A 21,101-nucleotide genomic window follows, 5' to 3' on the forward strand; every position below is an offset into this window, starting at 1 on the left:
ATACCGAAATCATGCCGTCAAGAAAATTGCATAACAATTTTAATTATTTGATTGTCTACTTGACACGGAGCCGCGCCGATATCGCATCCAATCTTTTGTCCGTTTTAATTATTCGCTACGGTATTCGATAAATTCCAATCAACCGTCGCATGATAACTGTCTTGTCGCGCCGTACCACCCGCGACTTTTAGCTTCAAACCTTCCGCATCGCTAGACCAATTACCGGTCACATCCACGGGATCATGATTAGTGGTCGTGTTCGAGATTAGTGCTGTATCACTAGCAGTCGTAATCGGAATCTTCGTACCATCACTTGTCTGATAATAGAGCGTTGCCCCGAGCTTGGCACCAGTATCAGCACCTGTAAAGTCCGTCGCTAACTTGGCCGACAGCGTCCAACCTGAGTTTAATTTACCGTTATTTTGAACTTTCAAGTCCCCAGTCGTACTCGTTAACGCATATGTTTCGGTCGCACTCGAAATCAAATGATTACCGAAATCAAACGCCGTTGGCACCGACTGGAAGAATAGCTTACCGGCATAGACATACGTCACGGTAATCACTGAATTAGTAAACGTCCCCGTAGCATTGGCCGGCTTCGTCTTCAATGTATAACCGGTAATATCCGGTGCCGAGGTCGTATAAGCACTGCCGGCTGCGCCATTTTGAACATCCGCCGTGGCCAGTTCAGTGCCATCTTCGTCGACATATTTCGTGATAACCATCGCATCACTCGCCCAGACATACGTCCCAGTCATGGCGCTACTGCCATCATATTTCGCCATCAAATCAGCCGGCGTATACATCGTACTACTGCCGGTTTTGACCCATTTACCGTTATACGTCGTATTAGTTGGCGGCGTTGGCAAGTTCGACGCGTTGATTTTGGTATTAGTCCCTAACGTCAAGCGATCCAACTGACTCATCCCCGCAAACAAACTCCCTTGCGTCGTACTTTTGCGCATATCCCAATTAGAGAGATCCAGTGATGTGATCGCTTTACAATAACTGAAAGTACTCTTAAAATCGGTCACTGAGCTGACATCCCAGTGACTAACATCCAGATTCGTGAGGGCACTACAGCTGAAGAACAGACTACCAATCGTGGTTACATGCGATAAATTCCACTTGCTAACATCTAAAGTGGTTAACGCAAAACACCCGGAAAACATCGCGTTCATATCTGTCATACTTGAAAAGTCAGCGTTACCTAAGTCTAAGGTCGTAACTTTATCGCCCCAAAACATCAAGTAAGCACTCGTGACCTGACTGAAATCCATCTGACTCAACCCATTAATTGACGCGGCTGAAGTCAGGCTGGCAAATAAATAGCTGTAATCGGCTCCCGCATTTGCCGTAATTGGCCCATCAATCGAAATCGAGGTAAAACTTGTCATGACCGCATTCCACGGTGACGTTGGGCTGTCCTTGTGTTGATACTCGTACAATGATGACCCAAAGTTACCGCCACTTAAATGCAAGACTTTATTCGTAATCGTCCACGTCACGGTTCCCAATTGACCGGATGTTTGTCCGGCGACAATCGTCCCGGTACTCAGCGCAGCCGCTTTGGCTAACGTCTTTTTTGTACTGCTTGATGAGGAGTCCGCACTGTCCGTCGCGGCGCTGTCACTCGTAGCCGAACTACTAGTAGTCGCCGAGGATTGACTAGTGTGCTCGGCATTAGTAGTTTCCGTGGTTTCAGAATTATCGGACGCAGCATTGGCAATAGCCATGCCACTCGGACTAGCCTGCGTGAGGTCACTCGTTTCACTGGCTGTTATTGCTGAGGATTGGTTAGTTTCCGCGGCAATCACCCAGTTCGTGCTGGCCGACACCGTCGTCAGACCTAATAGTGCGACCACTGCTATCAGACCAAACATTCTATTAACTTGTCGCATGGCTAATCCTCCTTCTCAATAACGATTTTTTATATTATTTAAAAAATATATGTATTTTTCAATCACAATTATATTAATTAATAATGTTTACCCCGTCAACTAATTGCACATTTAGACTAGACCAACTAAAAAAGGCCTGCCAACATAACATTGACAGACCAAGACGTTCTGAAAAAATAGCTTAATTTCTATAATGAACTGAGCACGCCAATGCCCACACTCAAAATAATAAAGATAACAATCAAATCAATAAACGATAAAATAAACCCAGTAATAGCTAAGCCCCGTGGTCGTTTGAACATCCCGATAAATGAGAATAACATCCCTAAGAACCAAACCACAAAGCTAACGCCAGGAATCCAAGAGAATAGAAATGAGATCAAGGCTAAGACAAAGCCCGCGGTCCCAATCCCATTGCTTTGTGGGGCAGCTTGCACGTAAATATTATTACTGCCAGCTGCTTGGGTCATATCTTGAATGGGATCAGCAGTTGCTTGACTCGCAGTCGGTTGCGCTTGCGACGCGGTCGTATCAGCATGGGTCTGCGTAGATGTCTTGACCGCATTAACACCGCTCTTCGTCACGTGCCGTAATTGTTGTTCCATACTCGTTGGTTCAACCCCGTTAGTCCACGCATAGCTATATAACCAGACAACCGCCGCAATCACAGCAATCCAGCCTAATGACGCATGGTAGAACAAGACCCGCATGAGAAACGAGAAGACGAAGATACCAACAACAATAACTGCGGTCGTGGCCCAGTTCGCCATAATCCACTTCATCATCGCATCTAACCGCGCATTAAAATCACTGCCAGAACCCGTTGACTGATTGGTCGTATTAGCGGTCGTCCGCGTCGTGGCTGTCTTAGTGGTTGTCTCAGTTGCTTGCGGCTTCGCAGTAGCCTCATCACTTGTTAGCTTAAACCCACACTTGGGACAAAACTTCACCGTTGCCCCGACTTTAGTCCCACAATGAGGACAAAACTTTGTTTCTTCCATTTAACTGCCTCTTCCCTTTAATAATAATCATTACCCCCGATTAACCTGACTTTGGTTGGTCACCTGCACATCGCCAAAAGCACATTAATCTTTTATGCAACTATTATTATAACGTAACCTCGGCATTTTGCAGGACTTTCTTCTTTTTTCTGAAAGCAATGCTCACCGCCGATTGCGTTCAATAGCCGGTGGGCAATAAAAAGGCGGCGCTAATCTCAAAAATTAGCACCGCCTTTTACTAAACCCAAATCCCATATAAATCCGTAGCCACACTCGGATAAGCCAAAAACAAATCATGTAACCGTGTCACCGACACCCGCTGTTGAATCAGGATTGCTAAAGCATTAATCAACTCATCAGCTGTGGTGCTATAGACTTCCGCGCCAACTACAAGCTGGTTTTGCCGATTGACAATCAATTTTAACCGCGCTTGGTCATCATGCTGACGCTGGTAATTTAACCAATGCGCTAATGATTTTTCTCTAATCTGATACTGATCAGGCTCAGCTTGGGCTTGCATAACGGTAACACCGGCTTGGGCTAATCGTGGCAGACTGAAGACGGCCGTAACTGGCATCGGATATTTAATTGGAAAGACTACTGGCGCTACCAAGCTATCACCCAAGTACTTACCTTGATAGATAGCGTAGTTCGCCAACTTCGGTACCCCAGCTGCCGCGCAGTCCCCAAGCGCGTAAATTGACGGCTGATTAGCCCGCAATTGGTCATCCCTTTCGCCATTAATTGCCTTTATGGTAAATTAAACGAACTAACCAAACAAGCGGTTACACTTTATTTAGTAAACTATGGCAGGTATTAGTTAGATTAAACTTGCCACTCTGGTTGGACCAGCATTGGCTGGAACGTGGTGGCTGCTGAGCCAATTCTGATCCGTCCGGCGTTAATTGGTACAGTCTTAAAAGTTTTGCTAAGCGACTCCAATTCACTTGCGCTAGCTAAGAGACTGATTCCTAAAACGGTCAGGGGATTAAAATATTTAATTTTGAAAACAATTACTTTAAAGCACCCATCAGTAAAATAATCATCATTCAGACCGTTAACGGACACCCCCGCATTAATAAGATTATTCTTCCTAATCGCCACCATCAAAATCACCAGTTTGCAAGCTATCCAAATAATCCCTCACCTGCTTAACCGACCGTGACCCGTGCTAGATTTAAAGTTACTAAGTGCATTAATTGCGCTTAGGGTTAGACAATAGGCATTGATTGGAGGGAGTTAAGATGCGCAAATTTTGGCAATACCTTTTGTTAGCGGTTACAGGTCTAATCATCATGATTTTAAGTCCACCACTGATTAGCCAAGCGAAAGAAGTGACAGCTTCCGGTCTGGATGCCAATAGCTGTGTCATCAAAGACGCTCGAGGTAGAATCGTCTCGCACAGCGCGGCGCTATCGCCGGATAAGGAATATACGATTAACTATAACTGGAGAATCTCAAATACCGCTCGGATTCAAAGTGGCGATACCGTCCACTTCTACGTCCCAAATAACGTAGAAGTCGTGGGTGACCGTTCCTTTGATCTGGCAGGTTCCGGCAGTATCGGCGTCTGCGGGGTAACGAGTATTAAGTCCGGGTCACACGTAGGTCTGATTACGTTAAATAGCCGGTTACAAAGCATGTCGCAGCGTAACGGTTTTATTCGGATCGGTGTCATCGGAGCCGCTCCAGAGACACCACCGGAACCAACGCCGACGCCTACCCCAACGCCAACGAAGCCGATTTCCATGACTAAAGGCGTCAGCTGGGTCGACCCGAATCACCCAACCAAGCTTAACTGGACGATTCGCGTCAACGCCAACGGTAACACCTTGGATAATCCGGTCATCGATGATCAGCTCAGCGATAACCAAAGCTTCGTGCCGCAAAGCACGCGCGCGACCGATTCGCTCGGGCAAACCTTACCCGTTGCAACCGTGAACACGGGTTCAACGCTCTCGTTTCATTTGCGGACCACCGTCAAACGCAGTTTTAAGATCACGTATCAAACAACACCAAACGCGTCGTACCCTGCCCAATCGCGAAGCTTAGAAACCTTTACGAATGCGGCCGTTTATCATGATGATAACGGTCACAACGCTTCCGCGAATGCTAGTATCGACCGCACGCTGAAGGAGCCCGAACCAACCCCGACGGAACCCATCACCATGGAGAAGTCTGTTGCTTGGGCTGATCCCGGCACCTTCACTAAGATCAACTGGGCGCTGGCCATCTCAGCTAACAAGAACAAGCTGGTTAATCCGGTCATTGTTGATAAGCTAAGTGCCAACCAGAGTTACGTTGACGGCAGTGTTCGCGTCATCGACAGTACCGGTCAGGCGGCCACCGTTAGTGCCGAAACTAACGGGACTGAAGTTGAATTCAAGATTACTGGGACGTTTGATACCGACTTACACGTCACGTATCAGACCGAAAGTGACCAGCCAAGCGGCACCGAAACCTTTGCTAACATCGCCTACTACAGCGACGATAATCAGAATTCCGCAACTGCGCAGGCTGAAATCGACCGAACCACTGAGCCAACCGAACCAGACAAACCTGGCGAGGAAGAACCCATTGACATGACCAAGACCGCCACTTGGGCCGACCCCGGTAAGTTTACCAAGATTGACTGGCAGCTAGTCGTTGAACCGAACGATCAAAAGCTAGCCAATCCCGTCATTGTCGACACGCTCAGTCCCAACCATAGCTATCTCAGCGGTAGTGCTAAGATCACCGATACGACGGGGACCGCGGTACCATTTACCGTTGAGACCAATGGTAAAGTCGTCACCTTCAAAGTCACCGGCACCTATACCACGGCCTTGAAGGTCAGCTATCAGACGACGACTGACAATGCAACTGGTGACGAAACGTTTGAAAATAGCGCCGTTTACCACGACGACAATGGCAATACCGCCACGGCACAAGCAGCCCTCGATCGCGAAGGTCCCGTCGTTGAACCGAATAACCCTGATGAAACCACCAAACCAATTGCAATGACGAAACTAGCGGCTTGGACTGACCCGAACGATCAGACCAAGATTAATTGGGGTTTGGAAGTAGCTGCTAATGGGAACAAGCTCGTCAACCCGGAGATTATTGACGAATTTACCAATAATCAAACGTTCGTTGACGGCAGTGCCAAAGCTTACACCGCCAGCGGCACGAGCATTCCATTGACCATTACCGCAAAGGGCACTGAGCTGACCTTTAAGTTAAGTGGCACGTTTACGGAAAACCTACACTTGACCTACCAAACCCAAACGACTAAACCAACTGGTGCTGCCATCTTTGACAACGCCGCCATCTATCAAGACGACGCTGACAACAATGCGTCAGCGGAAGCCTCGATTGACCGCGATGAGTTGCCGGTTGAACCCGAACAACCAGTTACTAAAGATATTGGGATGACCAAAAATGCCGCTTGGGCTGATCCGGGCGCTTTCACCAAGATTGACTGGACAATCAAGATTGCCGCCAATGGCAATGACTTGCTGAATCCTAAGATCACTGATGACAGTAGTACGGACTTAACCTATGTCGACGGTAGTGCCAAAGCGATAGACAATACTGGTAAAGTATTGCCTGTTAAAGCAACGGTCGTGGCGCACCAGCTCGTCTTTACAATTACCGGCAAGCTCACTAACGACTTTACGTTAACCTATCAGACCTTAGCCGCCAGCGGCAAGGACAGCTTCGCTAACGCCGCCATCTATGAAGATGACAACGATAATAACGGTTCGGCGCACGCCACCGTTGATCGCGACGAAGCAGACACAACGCCAAGCGAACCAGACACGACTGAACCTGAGACACCTGGCCAGCCTCAACCTGAACAGCCAGGAACACCGCAGCCAGAACAACCGGGCGTACCAGCACCGGAAGTTCCTGTCACCCCTGAACCTGAACGCCCAGCAACGACCACCCCAACGCATCCGGCCAAACCAAGCAAGCCTAGCAAACCTGGTATCACCAAGCCGAATAAGCCGAGTGTGTCCAAGCCAAGTCGGCCAAGTCTGGCCAAACCGGTTAAACCGGTTAAGCCTAGTGCCGAGAAGCCGACCGTCGCGCCATTTAAGCCAAGTATCGCAACACCAACGACCGCCATTCCAGCCATTCCAGCCATTCCAGCCACTTCAGCCCCCGTCACTAGTCAGCCAAATTCGCAAACGGCACCAGCCGTAACGAATGCGGCGACGACCAATGCGCCAGCCGAGACTGAAACACCGGCCAACGTGCTTCCTGGCAAGCGGTTACCACAGACTAACGAACATCCAGCCATTGATTTAGTAATGATTGGCCTCGTTAGCTTCTTACTTTGTTTGTTGTTAGGCAGTTACAGCTTCCATCGGCATGCATAACAGGCTTCATTAATGGAAGATACACGAAACGACCTCGTCTTTAACAGGCATTAACCTGTTGAAGATGAGGTCGTTTTCATCTACATCGCTTAGTATTAGTCAGCGTAAACTGGTTGCTTTAGCTAAATTAGCAATCGGCTGGAACACGGTGGCTGCATTTATGAACTAAGCTTTACTAAGTTATCAGACTAACTAATTCAGTTGCTTAAAGGTACTTTACTGATGACGCCGATTAAATGGCCAAACCAGCCAAGTCAGCAGCATCATACCTAAGACCGCTAACCAATTTGATGATTGTTCATTAGTTTGCGGTAAAATTACTGCTTTTTGATCCGCTGAGTGCTTTGCCTGACGTGGCATTAAAGTCGTTGATTGATGAACACCCGTCGTCGATTCCTTGTCGTCAGCTGGTTGATCAGCCTTCAATGGATTCGTCTGTCGCTTGAATTCAGTTCCATCATTGACGCCATCACCGTCTGTATCGGCTTCCAATGGATTCGTGTGTAATTTAACTTCTTCGCCATCACTTAACCCATCACCATCTGTATCAGCTTTTAGTGGGTTCGTGTGAAGCTTAAGTTCTTCGCCATCACTCAGACCGTCACCATCCGTATCAGCTTTTAGTGGATTCGTGTGAAGCTTAAGTTCTTCGCCATCGCTCAGGCCGTCACCATCTGTATCGGCTTTTAGTGGATTCGTGTGAAGCTTAAGTTCTTCGCCATCACTCAGACCGTCACCATCTGTATCAGCCTTTAGTGGATTGGTATGAAGCTTAAGTTCTTCACCATCGCTTAAACCATCACCATCCGTATCGGCTTTCAATGGATTCGTACCATTCTTAAGTTCTTCGGCGTCACTCACACCATCACCATCTGTATCGGCTTTTAGTGGATTCGTACCGTTCTTGAGTTCTTCGGCATCGCTTAAGCCGTCACCATCCGTATCAGTCTTCAATGGATTCGTACCATTCTTAAGTTCTTCGGCGTCACTTAAACCATCGCCATCCGTATCAGTCTTCAATGGATTCGTACCGCTCTTGAGTTCTTCAGCATCACTTAAACCATCGCCATCCGTATCAGCCTTCAATGGATTCGTACTGTTCTTGAGCTCTTCAGCGTCGCTTAAACCGTCACCATCCGTATCAGCCTTTAATGGATTCGTACCGTTCTTAAGTTCTTCAGCGTCACTCACACCGTCACCATCCGTATCAGCCTTCAATGGGTTCGTACCGTTCTTGAGCTCTTCAGCGTCGCTCACGCCATCGCCATCTGTATCGGCTTTCAACGGATTTGTGCCATCCTTTAGCTCTTCGGCATCACTTAATCCATCGCCATCTGTATCGGCTTTCAGTGGATTCGTGCCGGCCTTAAGTTCTTCGGCGTCACTCACGCCATCACCATCCGTATCGGCTTTCAGTGGATTTGTACCGTTCTTAAGTTCTTCGGCATCACTTAAACCGTCACCATCCGTATCGGCTTTTAGTGGATTCGTACCGTTCTTGAGCTCTTCAGCGTCACTCACACCATCGCCATCTGTATCAGCTTTCAATGGATTCGTACCGTCTTTGAGTTCCTCGGCATCACTCACACCATCGCCATCTGTATCAGCTTTTAATGGATTCGTGCCATCCTTTAGCTCTTCAGCGTCACTCACACCATCACCGTCTGTATCAGCTTTCAATGGATTCGTGCCATCTTTTAGCTCTTCAGCATCACTCACACCATCACCATCCGTATCAGCTTTCAACGGATTCGTGCCATCCTTTAACTCTTCAGCGTCATTAACACCATCGCCATCTGTATCGGTCTTTAAGGGATCCGTCCCGGCTTTAATTTCAGCTTCATCACTGACACCATCGCCGTCCGTATCAGCTTTCAATGGGTCAGTCCCATCAGCCAATTCCGTCGCACTTGACACGCCATCATGATCAGGGTCGGCTGAATAATGCGTGATTTCTGGGTTTTGCGGATCAATCACTTTGACCACTGTCGCAGCCCCAGATTCATCCGGCAAGACGGTCCCAGTACTAAATGGCGCAATCGTTTGTGGGTTGACCGGCTGACCGTCAACTATCTCACTGACCGTCTGCGTATTGGTCTTGGGATCATTTGTATAGACCGTGGTATGGCCATCATTCCATTCTTTAGTCACTTTGACGACGTTACCATCTGTATCTTTTTCGGTAATCGTCACGTTGCCATCAGCATCAACCGTATGACCCAGAATCTTCAACTCACCGGGAATAACTTGCACATCATAGTTTGGATTCATCGCCGCTACTTGAACCGGATACGTCCCCACAGCTTGACGCGTTGGCCGTTGATAGCGAAGTCTTAAGCTGGATAACGTTTCACCGGACTTTAAGGAGCCGTCAGTTAGTTGAACAACTGTCTGCGGATCAGCGGTACCGGCATATTTATCAGCGTCATCGACCCGTAACGTTAACAGGCGTCTGGTCACGTTTAACCGACCAAACAACATCCGATTAAAGGTATAGTTCGGATAGGCCGCCGCAACTTTTTTCTGTGCCAAGTCGGTCAATTCAATCTGGTAATCGCCACCCGCTTGCAAATCGTTTAATGGTACAATCTGTTGCTGAGCATCGACCACTTGGAAGTCACTTTGCTGCAGGTTACTTGGCATATCCGGAATACTCAATGTGCCGGTAAAGCTTGGTAGATCACCATAAGTCGTGGCCGCTGATGCAACCGTAACGTGGGCCGCTGCCGGCTTAATCGTCAAGTATCCTGTCGAAATAGCCACAATATAATTAGCACTAGTCGCGGTCCCGTTAATCTCATACTTGCCGACATTTTCACCTGGTTGACGAGTCAGCGTCACCCCTAAATCAGTCTCAGTATCGTGACCAACTAACACCGCGCTTGGATCGGCTAAAGTAAACGTTGGATCAGCTTCACCATACGTTTTGGTCAACTCATTGGCCTGAACACTGACTTGCTTCTTTAAGATAACTAATGTCCCCGTACCGATTTTTACCGTGTAATTCTTACTATCACTAGTCCCACTAATCGTATAATCGCCAGCTTGATCACCAGCAACTCGCGTCAAAGTCACCCCTAAAGCCGACTCAGTATCACCGTTGACTAACACCTTTTGCGCATCAGCGGTTAAACTCAACGTTGCTGCGGGCGTCCCATAAGTCGTGGTACTGTCAGCCACTGTAACACTAACATCACGCTTAACAATTGTCAGTTTGCTAGGTGTTACGGTGACCTGATAATTTTTACTCTTACTCGTCCCAGTAATCTCATAAACGCCGACATTTTCACCAGGCGCACGGGTCAACGTGATCTCAAGCACACTCGCGTCAGTATCACTATTAACTAATACGCTGGTTGGCTTAACTAGGGTTAGGGTTGGATCGGCATCGCCATACGTTTTGGTTTGATCAGCCGCTGCCACCGTTACTGCCCGTTGATCAATGGTAAAGGTCCCCGGCGTGACGGTCACGTCATAGTTAGCGCTAGTTGCCTGACCAGTAATCTTATAACTACCAACGTCTTCGCCAGCTACTCGCTGCAATGTCACGCCTAATACGTTAGCATCGGTATCGCCATTAACTAGCACATCGGTTGGCTTCGTCAAACTTAATTCAGGATCTGCCGCGCCGTAAGTCTTACCCGTATTAGTCACCGCTACCGTCACTGGTCGTTTATTAATCGTCATAGTCCCGTTAATAAACGTTATGGCATAATTGGTATCATCGGACTGTCCGGTAATCGTATAACGTCCAACTGTTTCACCAGCATCCCGATTGGTTTTAATATTTAAAGCTGCGACATCATCGCCGTTCGCTAAACTATCAGGCGCAATCGTATAGGTTAACGCTGCGTCTTGATCACCATACTGCTTAGTCTGATTATCGACTGTTACCGTCAAGGCTTTGGCCGCAATTACAAACTGCCCAAGCGTAACTGTCACGGCATAATTGTGACTCGTGGACGTTCCGCTAATCGCGTAAGTACCCACACTTTCACCAGACAAGCGTGTTAAGGTCACCGCCAAGTCAGCTTCGCTATCACCCTTAACCAGACTATCTGTGGGGATTAATAACTGTAACTTAGGATCAGTCGCACCATAGACTTTACCATTATCGATTGCCTTAACAGTCACTGCCCGTGGCGTAATCTTCAAACTACCCTCATTAACTTTAACCGTATAATTACGATTATCCGCCTGACCGCTAATCGTATATGTGCCGACATTTTCACTGGTATTGGTCCGCGTTAAATCTAGGTTTAAGTCACTCAATTGATCGTTATAGCCGAACGTGCCATCAGTCAGTTGAGCCGTATAGATTGGATTAGGATCGCCATAGGTCTTCGTTAATTGATCAGCCGTCACCGTGATTGCCCGTGGCGTAATCGTAAAGGTCCCGGGGTTAACCGTAACAGTATAGTTCTGATTAGCTGATGTCCCGGTAATCTTATAAGTTCCTTGATTTTGTCCAGTTTCACGCGTTAAGTCAACGGCTAACGTCTTCAACGTGTCGCCATCAACTAACCCCGCCGCTGAAGCTGCCGTTAACGTCAGCGTTGGATCAGCGTCACCGTAAGTCTTTTGACTATTGGCTGCCGTCACGGTTATCGCTAATGGCGTCACCGTTAATTTAGCCGTTGCAAATGGCGCTGCTTCGGTATAATTCTTATCTTGTGTCAATGCAGCTTGCGCAGCGGCGGTAAACCGAAGCGTGTAGTCGCCACCGACTTGTAACTGCTTAGCTGACATCAAGTCGCCAGTTTTAGTCTCAATGACTTCAAAATCACTTTGGCTAAGCGGATGGGCAGCCTTGGCTGCGCCAAAATCACCCTTAAATTCCGGAAAATCACTCCCGTAAACGACCGAAGCATCAGCGAGACTAGTCGTTGTCGCTAATGGCTTAATTGAGAACGTTCCAGGTGTCACTGTAATCGTATAGTTAGGATTTTCAGTATCCTTGGCGTCTCGCATAATCGCGTAGTCGCCAACAGCTTCCCCAGTATCGCGAACTAATTGGACACCTAGGTCCGACAACTTATCTTGATTAGCTAAATTCTTGGCTGAGTCAGCAGTCAAGGTTAACACCGGATCAGGATCGCCATAGGTTTTACTAATATCTTTTGCGACCACCGTGATTGCTAACTTTTTGACACTTAAGGTCGCCGTTCTAAACGTAAAGGCGTAATTGCCATCCGCCGTCAAAGCAGCTTGTGCGGCGGCGGTGTACTGAATCGTATAATCGCCGCCTGCTTGCAATTGGTCAGCGGTCACAACTTTGCCAGTCTGCTGATCAACGATTTCAAAATCAGCTTGATCCAGCTGATGTGCGGCATCAGCTCGGCCCAAATCACCCACAAAAGTCGGGGTATGGCCATAATCAACGGTTGCATCTGCCAATGTGGCCGTAACTGGTAAGGCACTAATCGTAAAGGTCCCGGGTGTGACTGTGACCTGATAGTTTGGATTCAGCGTCGCAGTCGGAGCTAACGTAATCGGATATTTACCCGCATCTTCACCAGTTGCCCGCACCAACTGAACCCCTAAACTCGCTAATGAATCTTTGTTAACTAAACCATCAATCGAATCGCTAGTTAAGTCCAGCACTGGTTCGCCAGGGTCACCATACGTTTTCGCATAATCCTGCGCTGTCACAGTGATTGGCCGAGGCGTAACGACCAACTTAGCAGTGCCAAAGGTCGTAAAGTGATAGTTTTTATTTTTAGTTAACGCCGTTTGCGCGGCGTCAGTATACCGAATCGTATAGGTACCATTGACTTGAAGATCGCTGATGGTCACTTCTTTACCAGTCGCATCATCGACTTCAAAGTCAGTCTGGCTAAGCGTATCGTCAGTATCTTTATCCAGATTTCCGATAAAGTCCGGCCAGTTGCCGGTTGCATCGCCACCATACACGATGGTGCCGTTAGCAATGCTAGGTGCTGTATCTAACGCTGTGATCGTTACAATTGCCGAGACATATAACCCTGCATTACTATTCGTGCTCAAGCTCTTTAAGTAAGCTCGGCCAGCATCAGTCAGCTTAAAGATATACGCACCAACATTTTTAGGCGTCACCGCGACCCCATTAGGATCATCAGTATCAAAGTACTGATAATAATCCGGATTATTGAGCTTTTGTAATTGCGTCTCCGTTACGGCCCCAAAATCCTTTCCCAAACTAACCGTTGGGAACTGAAGCGGCGTACTACCATAGACCTGTGACCATGAATTAAATGTCGCTAAGCTATTAGTCGCAGCTTGATTAGTCGTCGTCATTTCCGTTAAATCAGCTTTGAAACTCACTAACAGGTTTTTAACTTCTTCCAACCGGGCATAGCCGGTCTGACCGTCATGATAGATTGTCGTGGCATCAGTCTGCGCTTCCGCATCTTCAAAGGCCGCTTTCGCTTGGCCGTTGGTAGCTGAAACCTGATTATAAATATCTACAACCGAATCTAATAACGTCTTGGCACTGTCTTTTTGAGCTTGCGTCAACCCGGACAGCGCAATAAAGTCATCGTAGAGCTTTTGAGTCTGGGCTTTATAATCATCCGCCTTAGCTTGATTCTCAGTCGCTTGTTGATCCCAATAAGTTAAGGTCGCCGCGGTCGGCAATAGAATACTGCCCGTCGTTTGCGGCTGTTGCGCATCAGTCGAATCCGTCGCTCCAGCAGTCCCCACCGTTGACCAGTAGTAGTCGGCGTTCGTAATCACTTTGCCACCACTAGTCACAGCTTGTCCGCTACCATCAACTAAAACCTGTTGATTCAAATCATCGGTAATCGATTGCCCGGTCCCGACCGTTGCTTTCGTCGTAACCGTCTGACCGTCCACCGTCTTCCCAGTACTGGTATAATAATGGCCAATCGGATTGGCAGTGGTACTCGTTGTCTTGGTTGGATCCGTCTGCGTGGTCCCTTGATCAATTGGTAGGTTATCATGCGCAACCTTGTCACCATTAACTGGCGCAGCTAATGTAACCGTCGTTGGCGTATAACCCGGAATAGAGACAATCACCGGTTCACCAGCCACCGCCACGACCGTTACTGGATCTAAGCCCGGAATTGCTTGTTGAGTTGCTGCATCAACCGGCGTTACTTCGGCAGTAAAGGCCAACCGGACCGGGACCGTTAAGCTTTGATCATCGGCATCCGTCACCGTATAAGTGTAATAAGTTGCATCGGCAATCGCTTTATTGCTAGTACCGCCGATATAATGAACCGTGCCACTATTGTCAGTAGCGTTGGTCCCATCGATGACGTAGATATTCCCCGCTGAATCAGTCGGCAACACCGTCACTAATGACGGATCTTTAATTTCACCATCCGCTACCGCCCGATCAGCCGCCGCTTGGGTAGAGAAGACCGAAATCGTATCCCCAATGTTGGCGACCGCCGTGACATCGGTATCATTAAGTAAAGCATCTTGATCGGCCGAATCCACTAACTTAACGGTTAATGGAATGGTTTTTGGCGTATAACTGAATTTATCTACTTTAGCCGAATAATCGTTTTGGTTCCCACCGGTCGAGGCGGAGACTGAAATCGAATAACCGGTACTGACATCACTAATCTTACGCGTTAATGTCGCGGTTCCCAAAACCACCGTCAGCATTTGTGTGGTCGCATTGTAGTTCATCGTGAAATTATTTAACGTGTTAACACTGCGATCGTTTAAACCTGCTTGACTAGCGGCTTTCCAATCATTTTTATCAGGATATTGCAAATCACCACTGCCATCAGTAGTTCGCCAACCAACATAGGGCCTATCACTAGGATCATTGTAATTTGAATTATAATATTCATCAAAGACTAAACCAAAAGCATTACTCAAACCGCCCAATCCTAACAGACCACCTGAACCGCCCTTAGCCGCTTCAACTGGGTTACATGGTGCAAAGATAAAGCCAACACTATCACCCCCACCATGATCCTTACTCCCAATCCCCAAAGCACCACTCATCGAGAAATTATGACTAAAGTCAATTTCATGCTCGAAAGAAACATGCGCGGATTGATGCCCTTGAATACTCGTTGAATCACCAGGTGAAGAATAGTATTTGTGCGGATCATTACTTGTTAGTGGAAATGACCCATCTGCCGCAATCTTTTGCGTCACCGTGTTATCAGTTGGATCATCATCTTGATCATTACCACCACGGTTTTCAACCGTATCAGTAAAGTGATCGGCAATTTGATCCGCAGTTAAATTAACCTGGGTCGTGTCTACCCCAATATTAGTTGGTTGACTGGTCGATAAAACGGGGTATTTATTAGTCGGCGCTGATTGAACAACCGCGGCACTTCGCACGGATCTAGCTTGCATTAATGACCGGGGGCTAACAGCTCTGGCACTGGTCTGAATGGGCGCTACGGCGCTACTACCGCTAGTGGCAGCCGATGACGCTTGTGAAGTCGTCGAAGTTGCGATTGAACCCGCACTACTAGTGGCTTGCGATTGCGTTGAAGCCGTTGTCGGTGTAGCGGCGCTATTTTTCGGCGCCGTTTGACTAGCCGGCGCCGCTGATTTAGCTGTGCGGTCTGGAGCTGTCGACTGCTGACTAGTCGCCGTTGACTGGGTCGCTGGGGCCGTTGACGTCACAACAGTCCCAGTCGTCGCGGCACTTGCCGTCTGAATCTGAACCGCCTGCGCCAAGGTTAGTGCTGATAACGTTACGACTAAGCCGCCAAAGATCCGCGTCTTCACACACCATCCCGTATGTCCTTTATACAAAATAAAGTGCTTTTTAATTTCTTGACTGATCAATCTTGGTTTCAAAATTTAAATCCCCTTTTTAACTAAAAACACGATGCAGATCAAGCTTGCTTAACTATGTTTTTTATTTATAAAGACTACTCATTTGTGATTTTTGGCCGTTTATAAAAAGCCATTTAATCTTGCTAATAAACCGTCCTAAAATACGGCGATGCGTGATTGATGGCCCTACTAACTTAAACGGGTTGTTAATATGATAGCTACACAGTTGATTGACGTTAATTAACTATTCGAACAAACATTACTTTGATTTAATCCGTTCAGCACATCCGTTAACCTATAAATGACTGAGTAATAATTTTCCACCGGCAACGACAATTTCAACTAACCCCCAACAAATGCCAACAGCCTCCTATTAAAAGTATTTCAAGCGCTTACATTAATAAGTATTTGAGGCAAAAATTAAAATAATCTAATTTATACATTATAAACTGATAATGTCAATTAGCATTACCATTATCGATATATCACTGCTAAGTGCCTGTATTTAATACATTTATAGACCTATACCAGTCATACCGTCATCATTTAGTTACTGCTTCTTATCTTTTAAATAAACATTAGCTATGAACGTAATCAGCAATTAATCGAAAAAATCTAATTCATATATAACTAATATCCACACCAATCCAAGTATAGTATTGAAACTCCCAACATACAAGGAACGATAAAATCAGCCCCTAGCTAGCCAAATGCTTTATCAACGCGGATTAGCAAGGATTTACGCTTCAATTGTCATCAAATAATTAGTGACAATTTATTAATTAATACGCTAACTTCACATACTAACGGCTAGCCACCGTTACCGGGTGGACGCACAAAAGAGCTTTAACCTGTCTCATCAGGTTAAGGCTCTTGCCAATATATTCGTCATTGTTTACGATCAACACCACACGATTAAGGCGCATCAGTTAACGCCCACGTGACCGTGCCGCTGTAGCTCGTCGTGCCACTACCTGTATAAATGCTAGGCTTGGCCTGCAAATAAATACCAGCTTTGCCGATACCGGATGGCTGATCTGACTGGGTCTCCCAGCCATTCGTGACATTGATGCTATCTTCACCTTTAGTCCGGGTACCACTCGCCACCGTTTGGCTAGTTGCCAACGATTGTGCTTGACCAGTCGCATTGACATACATCAATTGACCGCTCAATTTGTGAGTCCCATCAGCAGTTGCAAGTGGCGCGGCACTAGCCGTGACTCGCCATGCCGATCCAGTCGCCCGAGTATCCGAGATTTCAACATCCGGGGCACTTGTCGGGGCAAATAAGGTCGTTGTGTTTGGTACCTGCAAGCTACCATAGCTTAACTTATCGCTAACCGTGGTAAATTTAAGTTCACCAGCGCTTTTAGTAATTGTAATCTTCACATCGTCTGGTGCTTTCACACCCTTGCTGGTTGCGCCAATATCAATCGTCGTACTGTCGCCGCTAGCTAAATCAGTCAGCTTTTTAACTAAATCGCTGTCAGTTGAACTATAAGCCGCATCAGGATCAACGTCCGCTGTCATCGAGTCTTGAACTTTAAGCTTAGCCTCATTAGAAATCCAATCTATGACCTCGGCATCCGAAGTTAATGTTTCCAATTTCGACGGGGTAATTGTCAAATCCTTTGAACCTGCTGAAATCACCGGCACTGACATTTGAAGATCAGTCGAAGCACTCTTCGTATCACCCATATCGTTACTTTCATACACGGTAATTTGACCTGAAGACATCAATGGTAGTGTTGGTGTCAACGTGTACTTGCCATCCGCGTCCGCAGTCGTCGTCACCGCGTTGCCGTTCAATGTTGCCGAGATAGCCGCACCTGGTTCCGCTGTACCGGTAATTTTGGTATCGTACAACTTAACTGGTTGATCAATCGTGATATCTTTCATGTTATTAAGGGTCGTTTCATCTTGCTCAAACTTCCCGAAGCCATACGCCATCCAGCGTGTACTGCCATCCGGGTTTGGCGTCGTCGAGCTAAATGTTACCCCAACATAGATTGGCAATTGCAGGTCTTGAGTTCCTAACTTTGATAAGTCCACGCTCAAAGTTTGTTTAGAGGTTGAAAAAGTGGCACTAGTCCCTGAAACAGACGCTTGCACGGGTTTACTCGTCATCAACGATTTCCCGCTAGAATCAACCACGTCTAAATAAGCTTTGCTAAAGGAAAATCCTTTTGCCTGTAACACCTTATAATCATTGTCAACATTGACATAAATCTTATCAGTATACTTAGTCAACCGATTACTTTGAATATTGTTCGCAGTAACGGTCGAAAAGGCAATATAGTTACTAATGGCATACCCATCTTCAGCCAATAACCGGTCACCATTAACGGTCTTATAAGTAGCGGCCCCCGACGTACCAGAACCAGCAGCACTGACAGTCTGGGTACATCCCCAGCTAACGCCTAATAAAATCACCAGCAGTAAGGCTAATCGGCGCCATATTAACTTATATGTCATTAACTCTCACGCCCCTCTCGTGATCGGCGCCACTGCCAAGCAATCACCAGCAGTAACAGCCAGCAGATTAAGAGCAGTCCGCCTAAGATGACCATTAACCCAGCACTAACTTCAGCTGTTTGCGGTAACTGCCCTTGTCGTAAGTTGGCTGCAGCTGACTGAACCGCCCGCGACCAATTAGCTCGCTTGGGGGCCTGCTTATTAGTTGGTCCAATCGTATCGGCCGTGGACTGATTTTGTGTGCCATTAGGAATCTGCTGGTTGCTTTGCCGTAACTGATCGGCGTCAGCATCAGATTTTACAATCGTCACGCCGACTTGGGTTCGGTAAGTTGTGACGGCTTGACCAATTGTCGTCGGGCCAACAACCCCTAATACCAAGACTAAAATGAATCCCCACCATTTTAAACGATTTCTCAAAGTTAACGCCCCCCTTTTAGTTTCAACTAAGCTTCTGCTTGATCAGCATTACGCCGCCGTTTGACTAAGTAGATAATCAGCCAAATCAATAGCATTAATAGCAACATTCCAAGTGCTCCTAGACCGACCAGTAACCAAACATTCATGTTCTGCCGATCACCAGCGGCCATATTTGCTTGCTTAGCCGCGGCTTTGGTGACCGTAAAGTTACGGTCAAAGACCCAGCGATGGGCACTATTCTTAACAACCATATGCAAGTGGTAGCGACCTGGCTGTAATTTGGTTTCACCAACTAATATTGGATAGCGAAAGACGGTATTGGGCGCCATTTGAACATCGTTTTGTTTCAAGTGTTTCACAACTTTACCATCGCTTAATGTCGTGACGGTCGTGTCCATTTTCAGATTAGGAATAATGACCGCCATTGGGTTACGCAGATCAACAATAATGCCACGATGATAGTTGTAAGTTCCGGCATTCACTTTGCCTAACACCAAGTTAGGTGCTGGTACCTTACCAACTGTATACTTCATCCCAATCACATAGGCATACGCACTACGGATATTATTCGCATTCTTAACTGAACTTGTCACTTTACGATCGACCCGCTTGAAGAACCAGCCACCTAGGATAACGCCATGCGCCGTTGATTCGGGCACTTTGACTTTCGTTGTCACAACTTTTTTACTATCCGCCGCAACCGTAATCGTCTTGGCGCCTTGCACCTGACTGATCTTGCTCATTGGCGTCTGTAAGGAAGTATCAAATGACTTCGGGACATTTGTATAATCAATCGTCCCAGCCGAGTTGGTCCACGCCGTATGAATCGCCATCTGCACGCGAATGTCGCGATTGGTTGAATTATAGATCGTGGCTTTCAACGTTTCCGTTTGCCCTGGCTTCATCTTCAAATCATAAAATGAATTCTTGGTATTAAGCTGATTCTTGGGCAACTTGGCGGCCACACTAAACCCGACATTGTTTGAAACGTTGGCCGCTTGACTCACTAAGCGTCCCCAACCGCTCAGTAAACCAGCCAATAAAACCAACCCGAATATTGATAACCTTTTAACTAAACGCATCATTGAACTCCCCCTTGAACAACTTATTTTTACTATGTAGCGCGAAAAAGGCGCTCATTTTAGCGATGATCACCTTTTTTCGCGAAATGATTTATTCAACTGGTGTGTCATTTAAAGTCCAAGTCAAAGTTCCTTTATAGGTCCCGGCTTTGGCGTTAGCTTCAATCCCAGTCATGGTAATGTTATCTGGTGAAAGCTGGAAGGCCGTCTGACCAGCCCCAGCATCTTTGGCAGCGGTGTAAATTGTGGCAGCATTACCATTTTCAGTCGATAACGCCGCATCTTGACCATCAATCCCGGTTGCATCGCCCGAGTTATTGACGATATTCTTGGCGGTATCATTCGCACCTAAGTTAATCGTAGCGCCTTTCAAAACATCGGTGGCACCCTCTAGTGTTAACGGCGTGCTGCTGACTTGGACGTTCCAGCCAACACTAGTCCCACGAGTATCTGAAACTTCGGTGACCAGGTTCGTATTAGGATCGGTGCCATTGAACTTTTGCGAGGCAACTGTAATTTGGCCTGGCGTGTCCGCATTGCTAATATTCTGGGTGTTGCTTGAGACCGCTTTTTGATGCCCGAAATCAATCGATGGTGAGACGTATAAGAAAGATAATGGCCCAGTTGGATCGACAGTCGCACCACCGGGATCTTTGGCACCATCAGGGTCAGTTACTGTCTTACCGGGATCTGTTGGATCAACTGGATTAATAACATTTTCTGGTGGTAAAAATTCCACGTCACTAGTAGTTTTACCACTCGTTTCGGTTACTGCTTCAGCATTCGCCGTTAATGGTAAAACGCTCCCCAAAGCTAATGCCCCGACTAACACTAAACTGCTTACTCTTTTATTCATGATACAAAACACTCCTTTGCTTTAAATCCCCAAATTTTTCGGCAATGTTGCCAGTTAAGTAAATAGGCGAACCGCTACTAGTGACATTGCCTTACAGCATCCATAAAATAGTCGTCCATAATTGCTACCAGTCTTATTCTGTTGCCTATGTCAACCATTTACGACACTCATTGTAGCATGATTTTTATATTTATAATTATCATTATGTAAGAATAACGAATTTACTAACTGCCAATGAGTAACGTT

The 21,101-nt window shown here is 46.8% G+C and carries 9 protein-coding genes; 1 reads left to right on the top strand and 8 read right to left on the bottom strand.

Translation table 11 applies throughout. The features are described 5' to 3' along the window. Positions 1-104: 104 nt before the first annotated feature. From FFM80_RS10910 to FFM80_RS10920, 3 genes are all read right to left on the bottom strand, one after another. Positions 105-1,901, bottom strand: coding sequence for a BspA family leucine-rich repeat surface protein (locus FFM80_RS10910; RefSeq protein WP_137640821.1), 1,797 nt, complete (start codon positions 1,899-1,901; stop codon positions 105-107). A 188-nt stretch (positions 1,902-2,089) separates the two neighbouring features. Beyond that, complete coding sequence (locus FFM80_RS10915) at positions 2,090-2,902, bottom strand: zinc-ribbon domain-containing protein (protein WP_137640822.1); 813 nt, start codon at positions 2,900-2,902, stop codon at positions 2,090-2,092. A gap of 238 nt (positions 2,903-3,140) precedes the next feature. Then, positions 3,141-3,623 (bottom strand): NAD(P)/FAD-dependent oxidoreductase, encoded by a 483-nt coding sequence (locus FFM80_RS10920; RefSeq protein ID WP_137640823.1) that lies wholly within the window; start codon positions 3,621-3,623, stop codon positions 3,141-3,143. Positions 3,624-4,146: 523 nt separating this feature from the next. On the opposite strand from FFM80_RS10920, the gene FFM80_RS10925 reads away from it, so the two are divergent. Beyond that, a complete protein-coding gene (locus tag FFM80_RS10925; protein WP_137640824.1) occupies positions 4,147-7,266 on the top strand; it encodes a hypothetical protein in 3,120 nt (1,039 codons plus the stop codon). Positions 7,267-7,482: 216 nt separating this feature from the next. Here the strand turns inward: FFM80_RS10925 and FFM80_RS10930 are convergent, their stop codons facing one another. The 5 genes from FFM80_RS10930 to FFM80_RS10950 form a co-directional block, all read right to left on the bottom strand. Continuing rightward, positions 7,483-16,044, bottom strand: a complete 8,562-nt coding sequence (locus FFM80_RS10930) for an MBG domain-containing protein (RefSeq protein WP_137640825.1) — start codon at positions 16,042-16,044, stop codon at positions 7,483-7,485. Between the two features lie 894 nt (positions 16,045-16,938). Next, positions 16,939-18,498, bottom strand: a complete 1,560-nt coding sequence (locus tag FFM80_RS10935) for an Ig-like domain-containing protein (RefSeq protein WP_137640826.1) — start codon at positions 18,496-18,498, stop codon at positions 16,939-16,941. Then, positions 18,498-18,917: a hypothetical protein gene (locus FFM80_RS10940; protein ID WP_137640827.1), complete on the bottom strand. Its 420-nt coding sequence runs from the start codon at positions 18,915-18,917 to the stop codon at positions 18,498-18,500. Before FFM80_RS10940 ends, FFM80_RS10935 begins: the two co-directional genes overlap by 1 nt. Positions 18,918-18,943: 26 nt before the next feature. Then, on the bottom strand, positions 18,944-20,002 hold the full coding sequence (locus FFM80_RS10945; protein WP_223877344.1) for a WxLIP family cell surface protein: 1,059 nt from the start codon (positions 20,000-20,002) through the stop codon (positions 18,944-18,946). Between the two features lie 88 nt (positions 20,003-20,090). Continuing rightward, the gene (locus tag FFM80_RS10950) at positions 20,091-20,855 is read right to left on the bottom strand and encodes a WxL domain-containing protein (RefSeq protein WP_137640828.1); all 765 of its coding nucleotides are present in this window, start codon (positions 20,853-20,855) and stop codon (positions 20,091-20,093) included. Positions 20,856-21,101: the final 246 nt, after the last annotated feature.

The sequence above is a fragment of the Lactiplantibacillus dongliensis genome, assembly GCF_005405105.1.
GTDB classification, from domain to species: Bacteria; Bacillota; Bacilli; order Lactobacillales; family Lactobacillaceae; genus Lactiplantibacillus; species Lactiplantibacillus dongliensis.

Excerpts from the sequence above, each read along its gene's own strand:
- FFM80_RS10945 (WP_223877344.1), bottom strand. The coding sequence starts at position 20,002 with ATGATGCGTTTAGTTAAAAGGTTATCAATATTCGGGTTGGTTTTATTG.
- FFM80_RS10915 (WP_137640822.1), bottom strand. The coding sequence starts at position 2,902 with ATGGAAGAAACAAAGTTTTGTCCTCATTGTGGGACTAAAGTCGGGGCA.
- FFM80_RS10950 (WP_137640828.1), bottom strand. The coding sequence starts at position 20,855 with ATGAATAAAAGAGTAAGCAGTTTAGTGTTAGTCGGGGCATTAGCTTTG.
- FFM80_RS10925 (WP_137640824.1), top strand. The coding sequence starts at position 4,147 with ATGCGCAAATTTTGGCAATACCTTTTGTTAGCGGTTACAGGTCTAATC.
- FFM80_RS10935 (WP_137640826.1), bottom strand. The coding sequence starts at position 18,498 with ATGACATATAAGTTAATATGGCGCCGATTAGCCTTACTGCTGGTGATT.
- FFM80_RS10910 (WP_137640821.1), bottom strand. The coding sequence starts at position 1,901 with ATGCGACAAGTTAATAGAATGTTTGGTCTGATAGCAGTGGTCGCACTA.